Source organism: Pseudomonas izuensis (assembly GCF_002356535.2).
GTDB lineage: Bacteria > Pseudomonadota > Gammaproteobacteria > Pseudomonadales > Pseudomonadaceae > Aquipseudomonas > Aquipseudomonas izuensis.
In genome coordinates this window covers 667,038-678,736 of record NZ_AP017423.2, presented here as the reverse complement: position 1 = coordinate 678,736, position 11,699 = coordinate 667,038, and the positions used below count along the sequence as shown (strand labels likewise).

Genomic DNA, 11,699 nt, shown 5'->3' with positions numbered 1-11,699 from the left:
CATTCCATGCAGGTAGAAGGTTTTTTCGAATGGCTCGGCCAAGCGCTAGGCACAGTCATCCGCTTCATCGTTGACGCCCTCAGTGGCCTGTTCCAGATGGTGAGCCGCGCCAGCAGCAACTTTGTCGATGGCCTGTCCCGTGCACTGGGCATGGACACCTCGATCATCAGCATCGCTGTCTTGATTATCGGCTTGGTGTTGCTATGGTCGGCCATTCGCGCATTCATGAATGCGGCGTTCATCATGGGAATCATCTGGTTGATGCTGGGGTTGTGGTTGCTGAGCTGGATCATGCACTGACACCACCAAACACTGTGGGAGCGAGCCGGCTCGCGATGTCGTCGGCACAACCAGCATTTTCCGGACTGACACACCGCTATCGCGAGCAGGCTCGCTCCCACAGAGATCTCATTGTTTTACAGGTTGAGTTCACCGCTACAATGCCCGCTCCCCCAAGGAGCCTGCATGTCCAACCTGATTGCCGACTGGCGCGACCGCCCTACCCATCGCCGGGTCTGGGCACTGGCTGCGCCAATGATTCTTTCGAACATTTCCGTACCGCTGGTGGCGCTGGTCGACAGTACCGTCATCGGTCACCTGCCCCATGCCCATCAACTCGGTGCCGTCGCGGTCGGGGCCAGCCTGTATACCTTTCTGGCCTGGGCCATGGGGTTTCTGCGCATGGGTTCCACCGGGTTTGCCGCCCAGGCCGCCGGCCGTGGAGATGGCGCGGCGTTGCGGCAGATTTTGTTGCAGGGCCTGCTGTTGGCCATGGGGCTGGCCATTGTGCTGGGTGCGGCGGGCGTGCCGTTGAGCGGGGTCGCCCTGCATTTCATGCAGCCGTCCGCGGAACTGGACCAGATGACCCGCGAGTTCTTCCATACACGGCTGTTCGGCCTGCCCGCGGCGCTGGCCAGTTATGCGCTGGTTGGCTGGTTCCTCGGCACGCAAAACGCCCGCGCGCCGCTGGTGATTCTGCTGAGTACCAACCTGGTGAACATCGCCCTGAACCTGTGGTTTGTCCTCGGTCTGGAATGGGGCGTGGTCGGCGCGGCCAGGGCCTCGGTGATCGCCGAGTGGACCGGCGCCCTGTTCGGCCTGCTGATGACCCGCCAGGCCCTGCGCGCTTACCCTGGCCACATCGCCTGGGCTGCCTTGAGGCTGTGGCAGAGCTGGCGTCCACTGCTGGCGGTCAACCGCGACATCTTCCTGCGCAGCCTGGCGCTGCAATCGGTGTTTTTTCTGATCACCGTCCAGGGTGCACGATTGGGCGATGCCACCGTCGCTGCCAACGCCCTTCTACTCAATGGATTGTTGTTGACCGCCCACGCGCTCGATGGTCTGGCCCACGCCGTGGAGGCTCTGTGCGGGCATGCCATCGGCGCTCGTGACCGTGATGCCTTGCGCCGCTCCCTGGTGGTGGCCTGCGGCTGGTCGTTGCTGGCGAGCCTGGGGTTTGCCGTGTTGTTTCTGTTTGCCGGGCACCTGTTCATCGAGATGCAGACCGACATTGCCAGCGTGCGCGACACCGCGTTCATCTACCTGCCCTACCTCGCCGCGCTGCCGCTGATTGCAGTCTGGAGCTACCTGCTCGACGGGCTGTTCATCGGCGCCACCCGCGCCCGGGAAATGCGCAACGGCATGCTGCTGACGGTACTTTTGCTGGCGCCGTTCGCTTGGGCGTTGCAAGGCCTGGGCAACCATGGCCTGTGGATAACCTTCCTGCTGTTCATGCTGCTGCGTAGCATGACCCTCGGCGCCATTGCCTGGCGCCTGCGTCGCAACGACGGCTGGTTCGTCCGCGCGCACTGAACGGCGGGCGTTCAAGGTTGATTGTTCTGCCAGCGGTTGCGAAGGCAGTCGAGCCGTTCCTGCTGGGTTCTCCCCGACAGTGGCGGCACAGGCACAGCGTCGGGGTGCTGCAGGCGCAACCACAACCAGCCATCCAGCACCGGTCGTTCACTGAAGCCCAGCGCCAACCCCTCCTGCAAATGAGCCCACAGGCGGGCGTAATCCGTCGCGGTGGTCCGGCTCCAGTGCCAGGCGTGCTGTTCCATCAGGCAGGTTTGCAGTTTTTCCCGCTGGCGGGGCGTGAGGTCTTCTTCGACGGCCAGAGGGCGGACGGCAAGCCCGGGATTGATCAGTTGCTGCCAGCCCTGGCTGCCGATCGCCCGGTCGGCCCAGGTGCCGCCAAACCAGCGCAACTGGCTGATCGGCCCCAACCAGCGACTCAGCTCCCCGGCATCGCAGGCATCGAAAAAGTAGCTCGCGGTGTGCGGGTTGTAGTAACTCAGCAAGGCACGGTGGTGCAAACCGAAACTGACCGTGAGCATGCGCCGCAAGTGCGCCAGCAATGTTGACGTCGACGCCTCGCTGATCAGCAACAGGCCAGGCCAGAGCCGAGTATCGCGCTGGCTCGCTTCGGCCAGCAGCGGGCAGGTCCGCAGGTCGATCAGCGTCGGGCCTTGCTCGCGCAATACATGCCATTCGGTGCCTTCGAACAGCGGCAAGCACCTGGCCTGGGCAAAACCGTGTTTGAGCATCGCTCTCGCCTGGGGTGTACGCGGTACATCCAGCAACAACCATTGCGGGATCACTTCGGCCGGGTGCACGGCGATCATGCCGCACCGCTCTGGCCAAGCCGCACGGCCGCACGGCAGGTGCACAGCGCCTGCGCGCAATGATTGAAGCTGCCGCCACCGGGCAACAGACACAACAACATCAAGGGCTCCCCTGAACGCAACCAGTCCTGCACCCCTTCAGGCGGGCATTGGTCGGTACACGCCACGTTCGCCTTATCGCCCTCTTCAACAGGTGTTGGCAGATAAAGAATTCCGGTAATCAACGGCCGGTCCGGATCGCCTTCGATGAAGCTCACCACCACTTCCGCACCTTCGGCCAACGAAGCGTCGCTCGCCGCTTGCAGCTGCGGCGCCAATGGCAGCCAACAGTGACCGGGCGTTGCCCCCTCGCCCTGATACGACCAGTCAAACTGCACGGCCACCGGCCGCGAAGGATCCGGTCGGGGCTCATCGACACTCACCACCCAGGCCCGTTGCAGGCTGTGCATCCTGGGCTTCACCCAACAATGGCGAGGCTCGAACGACGCGGGCCAATGTATTGCGCGCGCCTTATTGCTGTAAGGGATGAGCGGATCCTGGCCGCCTTGATGATCGACATGGGTCAGCAACCACAGCTGATTCCAGTCGGCCACCGGGTGGTCGGCCAACGGCATCAGTTGACCACTGCGTAACGTCGCCAGATCCGTATGACATTGAGCACTGTCCTGCACACTGTCGACGCACCGTTGCACTTCGAAACGGCGCACCGCCGGTTGTTCGCCGTCACGGCTGAAAACCGCCGTTTCGCCCACACGAAAATGCCCCTGCCCATCGGCAAATACCACGCAATGCCCCTGTGCCCGGTGTTCAAAGTGGTAGTGCAGCCGCTCCTGGGCACACAGGCGCTGAAGAAACTGCAGGTCCGATTCGCGGTACTGCGTGCAGAAATCCCGCAGCGGATAGTTACCGTCCAGTTCGAAGCGCCGGTCCTGGCCGACAATTCCGTGCTCCCTGAGCACCTGGTCGATGATTTGAGGCACCGACCGGGCACTGAAGATGCGCTGGCTGAAGCGCTGGGCAAGGCATGCCATTTTCGGCCCCAGACGCACGTGACAAAACCTGACCGTCGAGCCATGGTCGCGTTGCACCAGTTCATGCAGTTGTCCATGGATGCTGCTTCCCGCTGGCCCGAAATGCAGGGAAGCCGGGCGGTACAGCAGGCTGGCGAGGTCGAGTGCGGGGTCATCGATCAGCAGATCCATATCAAACACGAATGGTTCGCTGATGGCTTCACTACCGGTAAAGGCCAGGACCTCGAAGGTGTCGGACAGACCTGCTACGTCCAGACGAAATGCGGGCTCGTTGACTGGATCGAACATCGGCGATTCTCTACAGGAGGGGCGGCCGTGGATTTTCGCCGAGAGAAATGGCCGAGTAGAGAGGCGAAATACAACTTAGGAAATGACCTACGCGAAAAGAAGACCAATGACTTGAAAAGCCGAAGACGTAGGTTGTTTCGCTTTGAAAAAGTGAGGTCGTCGCACCAGGTCATCCGAAATTTCCGCAGCTAGCGGAACATTTTCAGACAACCTGATGAGAGCGAGGCTTACGTCAAGAAGACAGGTAAGACGATCGGGTCAGGCCCAGACGCAAGGCGTCGAGGAACTGGGTGCGCTCGGTGGCACTGATTCGGGCACTGGCGCACTTGTCGCGGTAGTGGGTCATCAGCTCTTCCGGCGACAAGTGCACATAACGCAGCATGTCTTCGATGGTGTCGTGGGTTTCGATACCCGCGTGGTACACGCTGCCGTCGGCGTTCTGGTAGATGTTCACCGAGTCGGTGTCACCGAACAGGTTGTGCATGTCGCCGAGGATTTCCTGATAGGCACCGACCAGGAACACGCCCAGCAGGTAGTCTTCACCCTCATTCAATGCGTGCACCGGCAGGCTGGTTTCGATGCTCTGCTCGTCGACGTACTGATTGATCTTGCCGTCGGAGTCACAGGTCAGGTCTTGCAGCACCGCACGGCGCAGCGGCTCTTCGTCAAGGCGATGCAGCGGGATGATCGGCAGTACCTGGTCGATGGCCCAGGTGTCCGGCAGGCTCTGGAACACCGAGAAGTTGCAGATGTACTTGTCGGCCAGCTTGTCGTTGAGTTCGTCGAGCACCTGACGGTGGGAACGCTGACGTGCCTTCAACGAGTTGTGCAGGCGACGGCACACGGCGAAATAGCATTGCTCGGCCAGGGCTTTTTCGGCCAGGGTCAGCTTGCCATCGGCGTATTGGGAGGCGACATCGCTCATGTAGTGCGTGGCGCGCCAGTAGGTTTCGGTGACCATCTCGATATCGGTCGGCCCCAACAGGTCGACCAGCCACTGCACGGTTTCCGGCAATGCTTCCTTGTTCTCGATCTGCGGCACGTCGTCGTTGTGTTTCTCGACGTCGGTCACCTGCACCACCAGCATGGCATGGTGGGCGGTCAGGGAACGGCCGCTTTCGGAGAAGATGTTCGGGTGCGGCAGGCTCTGCGCGTCGCAGAATTCCTTGAGCATCCCGACCACGACACCGGCGTAATCGTCCATGTCGTAGTTGATCGAACTGGCGTTACGCGAGTGCGTGCCGTCGTAGTCCACGCCCAAACCGCCGCCGACGTCGATGTGGTCCACCGGCAGGCCGAGGTTGCGCAATTCGCCGTAGTAGCGAATCGCTTCCTTGAAACCATGCTGGTAGTCCGCCAGGTTGGCGATCTGCGAGCCCATGTGGAAGTGCAGCAGGCGGATGCCCTGATCCAGGCCCGCGGTGCGGAAACGCTCGACCACCGACAGCAGTTGCGCCGCCGACAGACCGAACTTGGATTTCTCGCCACCGGTGTCGGCCCACTTGCTCGATGCCAGGGACGACAGGCGCACGCGCAGGCCGACCTGTGGCTTGACCTTGAGCGAGGCGGCCTCTTCGATCACCAGCCCGACTTCGGACTCTTTCTCGATCACGATGAACACGTTGTGGCCGAGTTTCTGGCCCATCAGCGCCAGGCGGATGAACTCGCGGTCCTTGTAGCCGTTGCAGACGATGGTGCCGCCCTTCGGCGCCAGTGCCAGCACCGCCAGCAGTTCAGGCTTGGAGCCGGCCTCCAGGCCGATGGACACGTTCTGGGTCGCGATGATGTTCTCGATCACCGCTTCCTGCTGGTTCACCTTGATCGGGTACAGCGCGGTGTACTTGCTCTGGTATTCCAGGCGCTCGATGTTGGCGTCGAAGGCGCCGGTCAACTGACGCACGCGGTCTTGCAGGATATCCGGGAAGCGCACCAGCAACGGCAACGACAGGCCGCTCTTGCGCAACTGGTCGACCTGCTCGAAGAGGTCGATGGGCGAACTGCTCGGGCCGTTCGGACGAACTTCGACGCGACCGGCGTCATTGATCGCGAAATACCCGGCCCCCCAATGGCGAATCCCGTAAACACTGCGGCTGTCCGCAACTGTCCATTGGCTGCCATCGTCTTTGCGTGTGCGTCGTACGGACATCGAAGTCCCCTATAAAGAAGTCATGGTGCGTCGCCTGGATTCAGGCCGGCGCAGTCTAAAGAATGAAAATGACGGTTCGTCAACGAGGGGGTAGACCCCGCCAACCGCAACGAGTTTAGAAACCGGTCATGAACAGGCTCTGTGAAAACCATGGTGACGACGCCAGGCCTGAAGGTTATCAGGGCTGGATCAAGCCGCAGGTGGTTTTCACAGAGGCTGCTAGCCGCCGGACTTCTTCGCCTTGAAACCGTGTTTGATCAACTCAGCCAAGAGTAGCTCGACATGATCGCCCTGGATTTCAATGACGCCGTCTTTCAACGCCCCACCGGTGCCACAACGTTTCTTCAACGTGGTCGCCAGTTCCTTGAGCGCGTCCTCGGGCAATGGCACGCCGGTGATGGTGGTCACCGTCTTGCCGCCACGACCCTTGCTTTCGCGACGCACGCGAGCGATGCCGTCGCCGGCCGGGATAACGGTCTGTTTGCAGATGCAGGCGTCCACCGGTTTACTGCATTCCGGGCAATGACGACCTGCGTCGGTGGAAAATACCAGGCCACCAAGGGCGGCGAAGGATGCGGCTTTTTTGGCCACCGGCAATCCTCTTGGGAGGACAAAGACTGGTCGCGGCAACCTGGGGCAGGTGCCATCGACCGCGAAGCCCCACTCAGGCAGGGGCAGCGCTACTGAAACGGGTGGATCTCCCTGTAGGAGCGAGCGTGCTCGCGATGGACGTCAACGATAACGCGGGCATCCAGTATGAACGCGTCGCCCTTGAATTCATCGCGAGCAAGCTCGCTCCCACAGAAGAAACAGCAATACCGGTTCAGTTTGAAAAGGTCGCGCAGTGTAACGGCAAAAACGCCGATTGCTAAGAGCCAATCGGCGCCAATTTATAGCTCTTTTGCGACGTCGGTTTGTCGGGACCGAAGATACCGCTTCAACGCCGCCAAGGAGTCCGGGCAATAAGGCTTTTCCTCGATTTCCCGCAACACTTGGTCTATGGGTAAAAAGCGCGCTTCGAGTACCTCTTCCGGCTGAAGGATCAACGGACCGTCCCACACCGCCGAAAACGCCGAACACCAGAGCCGATTGCCGGTGTCTTCGAAGAAAAAGTGATCATGGGCGGTCAACTCGACCCCGCGCACACCCAATTCTTCTTCCAGCTCCCGCGCCGCCGACTCGGCATAGCTTTCGGTGGCGAGCACCATGCCGCCCGCCGCCACGTCCCAATATCCCGGATAAATAGCCTTGCTCAGGGTACGCCGGTGCACGCAGAGTTCGCCGGCGGAGTTGAACAACATAATGTAGGTGCCGCGTCCGATCAGCCCGCGCTCGCGCAGGTCGGAACGGACCAGGGCGCCCAGCAGGTTGTCCTGCTCGTCGACCCAGGCAATTTGCTCGGCATCCGACGCCGCCCGGTGGGCGGCCTCGCGCAGGTTATCGTTGGAACTATCGGCCATGGCTCAGCCCTGATTCAGCAGTTGACGCAAATCGATCACCGCCGCGTTGGCCCGGGAAATGTAATTGGCCATGACCAGCGAGTGGTTGGCCAGCACACCAAAGCCGCTGCCATTGAGGATCATCGGACTCCACACCGGCTCCTGCGAGGCTTCCAGCTCACGAATGATCTGGCGCACGCTGACCGTGGCGTTCTTCTTGGCCAGCACATCGGCGAAGTCGACTTCGATGGCGCGCAGCAAATGCGACAAGGCCCAGGCCTGGCCACGGGCTTCGTAGAACACGTTGTCGATCTGCAGCCATGGGGTTTCGACGATTTCCTCGTCAACCTGAGGCACCTGGCCCGGCGCGACGACCTCGGTCTTCAATGCGGTATTGAGTTTGACCCGACCCACGCTGGCGGACAGGCGTTGCGACAGCGATCCCAAGCGAGTGCCTACGTCACCCAGCCAGTTGTTCAGGTTGTCGGCACGGGCAAAAAACAGCGCGGTCTTCTGATTTGGGTCGGACAGGCGCGCCTGATAGCGGCTCAGGGAATTGATGCCTTCCTGGTACTCGGATTCGCTGGATGGCAGCACCCAGCTTTTGTTGTCGAAGTTGAAACGCGGCTCGGCCTTGGCCAGGTCGGCGTCTTCGGTAGACTGCGATTGCGAGCGGGCGAAGTCTTTACGCATGGCGCGGGTCAGGTCACGCACCTGGACCAGCACGCCATATTCCCAGCTCGGCGTGTTATCCATCCACAGGCCTGGCGGGAAACGGTCGTTGGAAATGTAGCCGCCCGGCTTGTTCAGCAAGGTGCCGACAACCGTCTTGAGGGTCTCGACCGTGGTGTAGCCGACCACCATCTGCTTGCCTTCCTTCTCGGCAGCCATTTGCGCGTTTTGCTGAACCGGGAACAGTGCAGGCTCCTCGCTCCAGTACCAGCCCAGGGCAATGGTCACCAGCAGGTAGATGCCGACCAGCGTGGCCAGCGCCCGGCTGAACAACAAGCCGCCCAGATAACTGCGGGTAGCCGATTTCGGTTCAGCGGCACGTTCAGGCGCGCTACCGGCGCGGTTCTTCCAGTCCAGCATGGCGATATCCTTTCAATCACTTGGGTTCATCGGTTCGACCATAACCATACAACAACGTGCCTTGGCCCGGCACCCGCCGTTGGCTTTATCGCGCAAATTACCGCTCAAGCGCAGCAAAGGTTGTGACCCATGAAATCAAATGTCCATGCCAGCGCTAAACGCCGATGACCTTCATTGAAATCTGCCTTGTCTGAGGTGATGTAAAAAGATGGGCGATACCCTCGCCATCGGTTCTGCGCTCGGCAGCCTGCCCATCCACGGTCGCGATGTAACGCCGCTGCGCCAGGGGCTCGCCCGTTACGCTGTCGACGAGGCGGAAAATCCTCGGCGTTCGAGAGGGCTGCACCGGTGGATTTTTCATCAATTCAATGACCCTCTGATTGAAGGCCCGCTCCTGCACCGCCCAGTCGCCGTATTCGGCTTCAGCCTTGAGCAGGCACCACTCGCCTCGTTCAAGTTGATCCAGCACCTCGCTGTCGGCATCGAACAGCAGGCCGGCGCGCAACTCATCCAGGCCTTCGATGGGTTGTCGATCCTGCAAAGCCTGGCGGACAGGCTCCAGTGCTTGTTCACCGGAAAATGCATGCTGGCGTTCCCTCGCGGACAGATACAGCGCCCTGACCAGTTTCATGCCTCGTGCTCCCCACTCCACTCGTCGGAGCCCATGGTCCGACTGATTTCATGCCGCCAGTAAATGCGCCGATAACTGAAGTGAACCTTCTCCAGCTGGGTAAGGTGCGCACTCACGGAATCCTGGCAATGGGGCATTAGCACCTCTGCACCGATGATCAGCGCGTCCTCCAGCTCCATCGTATAGAAATGCTCCTGTGTGCCTTTAGCCGAAGTGCGATACCACTCGACGCGGCACTTGCTGAGCAACTCCCCGGAACACAAGGCGATGTTGATCAGCGGCGACGACTTGTCGATGGTCTTGGTGATGATCAAGGGCTTGTGCATCCGCCGCCCCACACCCGAACCTCTGGGTACAAAAATGCCATGGCTCAGGGCTTGCACCATGATCTGGTCTTCTCGGCCCAGTTGGTAGATGTTGCCCACTGACGCCTCGGTGAAGGCGCCTTTGCTGATGAGGCCTTGTCGTTGGCCGTGGAGGGTCATGAACGCGGGGGTTGGCATGGTGGGGCTCCGTTGTTTTTTGTTGGGAACAAGGGGGTAACCGGGTTGGATTGATCCAACTCGATAAGCGCTTCTTCATCTCCGTCTTCCTCGAAAGGCGTCCACGGCTTGCCGATCGACAGGGTGATCAGGTAGCGCTCCTCGTCGGGTCGCTTGTCGTATTGGAAACGGTTCATAAACATCGTGACCTGGTATTTTTCGCCAGCCTTCCAGTAAACCGTTCCGCCTTTATTCACGTCTCGCAACCGAGCTCGCCATTCAGGTGTATCGACAAAGGGTGGATAGCTCGTCCTCCCGGCCACCCTCCATCCGCCCTGGAGCCACTGCTCTTGCAAATCCAGAGCGACTTTCAGGGCGTCATCGAGCAGCAACGGTTCAAGCTGTGGGGACATGCGGATGCTGCTAACGACAGTGTCGTCAAAAATAACAGTGAAAAAGCGCGCTCTTGGCGTGAGGAACTCGTACTGAGGATCGATGAGCCGAAGTCGCGCATCCGTCTTGGGTAGCCCCATCCAGACATGTCCGCGTACCATCGGGCTGAAGGGGACTGAAGAATACTTGCGCAAGGTTTCATAGGTGCCGCCCACTTCCAATGCAATTATCGGTTCCTGCGACAGGGACTCCACTATCTGATGAGTGCCCAATATCAGGACAATCAGAAGCAGCAAACCTGACCCAAACCGCCAGCGGCCGATACCTTGCCGCCAACTCATCCTGTTCCCTCCCCTGATGCGATCTCGGTGATCGACTGTTCAAGCACACTACGGTTCGTGTCGTTGAGCATCTGATCAAAGCGTGCGGCAGCCCGAAGTACGAACGGCATTCGCTGCTTGATATCCGATAAGTCCGCCAGCGGGTTATTACTAAAACCAATGGTGCGCCCATCATCAACACGCTGGCATTGGCTGGAAAGCGTCAACTCAATTGCTTGAGCTACGCCAGAAGGAAACCCGGTCACATAGGAAACATGGTTGCCACGCAGTAAAGCCACCAACTGCTGGTCCTGATAAATCGTGGGCTGAAGAATATTTTGCTGCTCATGCCACGCCAGATGTTCCACACTGCCGGCAACATTCCCGGCTTCAATCGCCTCAAACGCCCGAAAAATTTCGATGTGGTCCAGCCCGAATGTCAGCTTTTCCCGCCCCACCGGCCAAAGCACCGGAAACTTCGGATGCCCATAAATACGTTTCCGCACCTCCAGACACTTCTTCAACTCATCCAACCCACGCTTCGCATAAAACTCATGCAGCGGATAAACATCCAGAAACAGCGTGGTATTGCCTAACGCCATCATGTCGTGCACATGCCGGAATTGCTGTTGCACCAACGACAAGTCCTCCCCTGCCGGATGGAAATCCACAGAGGGCACAGGATTACGTGCATCCGCTTCTTTATATGCACGCAATGCCTCTGCCTGTTCGGGCATCCTGTCCGGCGTCAACAACCCATGTTCACTTCGGCTGTCCCGCAGTCGCTGCCTGGCCTCACGCTCTTCGCGGATGCGCTCGACACTGTCCGCCGCATGCAGCAATCCGCAACCGACCTGCTTGGACGCAAACGCCGCCAGCCCGGCCCACTGGAAGCGCCGGTCGTGTAGCCACAATCGGGCGTATGCGGCATTGATCGCGCGGTTTCGCGCTACCGGATCGGCAATCAACACACCCTCAGGGGCGACAATTTCTTCAGCTTCGCGCTGGTAGGTGCGCCAGAGGCATGCGCAGGTCAGTACCGGCACTTCGGTGACCATGGTCATGGCGCCATAGAGCCGTTCTTCTTTGCATTCACAGTCAGCGACGGGGGTGCTGTTGTGGTTCAGCCGCTGCTGATCGCCTGGATGATTTTTAAAACATGAAGTCATGAGACGGTGAGGGTCCTAGGGGAATCCCTGAACCCTATCAGCCGGAAACAGGCTCCGAATCAGGACGGCGAAAAATCAGAATCCCCT

At 60.1% G+C, this 11,699-nt stretch carries 13 protein-coding genes; 3 read left to right on the top strand and 10 right to left on the bottom strand.

What is annotated here, in order from left to right; all coding sequences use genetic code 11:
• Positions 1-6: 6 nt before the first annotated feature.
• Positions 7-300 (top strand): hypothetical protein, encoded by a 294-nt coding sequence (locus tag LAB08_RS02975; protein ID WP_096513595.1) that lies wholly within the window; start codon positions 7-9, stop codon positions 298-300.
• Positions 301-465: 165 nt separating this feature from the next.
• The gene (locus LAB08_RS02970; protein WP_096513596.1) at positions 466-1,812 is read left to right on the top strand and encodes an MATE family efflux transporter; all 1,347 of its coding nucleotides are present in this window, start codon (positions 466-468) and stop codon (positions 1,810-1,812) included.
• A gap of 11 nt (positions 1,813-1,823) precedes the next feature.
• Here the strand turns inward: LAB08_RS02970 and LAB08_RS02965 are convergent, their stop codons facing one another.
• From LAB08_RS02965 to LAB08_RS02950, 4 genes are all read right to left on the bottom strand, one after another.
• On the bottom strand, positions 1,824-2,621 hold the full coding sequence (locus LAB08_RS02965) for a DUF4123 domain-containing protein (RefSeq protein WP_096513597.1): 798 nt from the start codon (positions 2,619-2,621) through the stop codon (positions 1,824-1,826).
• Positions 2,618-3,940: a type VI secretion system Vgr family protein gene (locus tag LAB08_RS02960; RefSeq protein WP_096513598.1), complete on the bottom strand. Its 1,323-nt coding sequence runs from the start codon at positions 3,938-3,940 to the stop codon at positions 2,618-2,620. The genes LAB08_RS02965 and LAB08_RS02960 overlap by 4 nt, the downstream gene beginning before the upstream one ends.
• A 232-nt stretch (positions 3,941-4,172) precedes the next feature.
• Positions 4,173-6,086: an arginine decarboxylase gene (gene speA, locus LAB08_RS02955; RefSeq protein WP_096513599.1), complete on the bottom strand. Its 1,914-nt coding sequence runs from the start codon at positions 6,084-6,086 to the stop codon at positions 4,173-4,175.
• Between the two features lie 219 nt (positions 6,087-6,305).
• Positions 6,306-6,677 carry a translation initiation factor Sui1 gene (locus LAB08_RS02950; protein WP_096513600.1) on the bottom strand — a complete coding sequence of 124 codons (372 nt, stop codon included), beginning with the start codon at positions 6,675-6,677 and terminating at the stop codon, positions 6,306-6,308.
• 125 nt (positions 6,678-6,802) lie between these two features.
• On the opposite strand from LAB08_RS02950, the gene LAB08_RS02945 reads away from it, so the two are divergent.
• Positions 6,803-6,958 (top strand): hypothetical protein, encoded by a 156-nt coding sequence (locus LAB08_RS02945; protein ID WP_157755747.1) that lies wholly within the window; start codon positions 6,803-6,805, stop codon positions 6,956-6,958.
• Between the two features lie 18 nt (positions 6,959-6,976).
• On the opposite strand, the gene LAB08_RS02940 is transcribed toward LAB08_RS02945, so the two are convergent.
• The 6 genes from LAB08_RS02940 to LAB08_RS02915 all read right to left on the bottom strand — a co-directional run bounded on the left by LAB08_RS02940 (position 6,977) and on the right by LAB08_RS02915 (position 11,612).
• Positions 6,977-7,546: an NUDIX hydrolase gene (locus LAB08_RS02940; RefSeq protein ID WP_096513602.1), complete on the bottom strand. Its 570-nt coding sequence runs from the start codon at positions 7,544-7,546 to the stop codon at positions 6,977-6,979.
• Between the two features lie 3 nt (positions 7,547-7,549).
• Complete coding sequence (locus LAB08_RS02935; protein ID WP_096513603.1) at positions 7,550-8,617, bottom strand: DUF2333 family protein; 1,068 nt, start codon at positions 8,615-8,617, stop codon at positions 7,550-7,552.
• Positions 8,618-8,771: 154 nt separating this feature from the next.
• Positions 8,772-9,248, bottom strand: coding sequence for a hypothetical protein (locus tag LAB08_RS02930; protein WP_096513604.1), 477 nt, complete (start codon positions 9,246-9,248; stop codon positions 8,772-8,774).
• A complete protein-coding gene (locus tag LAB08_RS02925; protein ID WP_096513605.1) occupies positions 9,245-9,751 on the bottom strand; it encodes an Hcp family type VI secretion system effector in 507 nt (168 codons plus the stop codon). Before LAB08_RS02925 ends, LAB08_RS02930 begins: the two co-directional genes overlap by 4 nt.
• Positions 9,730-10,464, bottom strand: coding sequence for a hypothetical protein (locus tag LAB08_RS02920; RefSeq protein ID WP_254007498.1), 735 nt, complete (start codon positions 10,462-10,464; stop codon positions 9,730-9,732). The genes LAB08_RS02925 and LAB08_RS02920 overlap by 22 nt, the downstream gene beginning before the upstream one ends.
• Positions 10,461-11,612 (bottom strand): DUF2515 family protein, encoded by a 1,152-nt coding sequence (locus tag LAB08_RS02915; RefSeq protein ID WP_096513606.1) that lies wholly within the window; start codon positions 11,610-11,612, stop codon positions 10,461-10,463. Before LAB08_RS02915 ends, LAB08_RS02920 begins: the two co-directional genes overlap by 4 nt.
• Positions 11,613-11,699 lie beyond the last annotated feature (87 nt).

Excerpts from the sequence above, each read along its gene's own strand:
- LAB08_RS02965 (WP_096513597.1), bottom strand. The coding sequence starts at position 2,621 with ATGATCGCCGTGCACCCGGCCGAAGTGATCCCGCAATGGTTGTTGCTG.
- LAB08_RS02930 (WP_096513604.1), bottom strand. The coding sequence starts at position 9,248 with ATGAAACTGGTCAGGGCGCTGTATCTGTCCGCGAGGGAACGCCAGCAT.
- LAB08_RS02975 (WP_096513595.1), top strand. The coding sequence starts at position 7 with ATGCAGGTAGAAGGTTTTTTCGAATGGCTCGGCCAAGCGCTAGGCACA.
- LAB08_RS02970 (WP_096513596.1), top strand. The coding sequence starts at position 466 with ATGTCCAACCTGATTGCCGACTGGCGCGACCGCCCTACCCATCGCCGG.
- LAB08_RS02915 (WP_096513606.1), bottom strand. The coding sequence starts at position 11,612 with ATGACTTCATGTTTTAAAAATCATCCAGGCGATCAGCAGCGGCTGAAC.
- LAB08_RS02940 (WP_096513602.1), bottom strand. The coding sequence starts at position 7,546 with ATGGCCGATAGTTCCAACGATAACCTGCGCGAGGCCGCCCACCGGGCG.
- LAB08_RS02935 (WP_096513603.1), bottom strand. The coding sequence starts at position 8,617 with ATGCTGGACTGGAAGAACCGCGCCGGTAGCGCGCCTGAACGTGCCGCT.
- LAB08_RS02920 (WP_254007498.1), bottom strand. The coding sequence starts at position 10,464 with ATGAGTTGGCGGCAAGGTATCGGCCGCTGGCGGTTTGGGTCAGGTTTG.
- speA (WP_096513599.1), bottom strand. The coding sequence starts at position 6,086 with ATGTCCGTACGACGCACACGCAAAGACGATGGCAGCCAATGGACAGTT.
- LAB08_RS02925 (WP_096513605.1), bottom strand. The coding sequence starts at position 9,751 with ATGCCAACCCCCGCGTTCATGACCCTCCACGGCCAACGACAAGGCCTC.
- LAB08_RS02960 (WP_096513598.1), bottom strand. The coding sequence starts at position 3,940 with ATGTTCGATCCAGTCAACGAGCCCGCATTTCGTCTGGACGTAGCAGGT.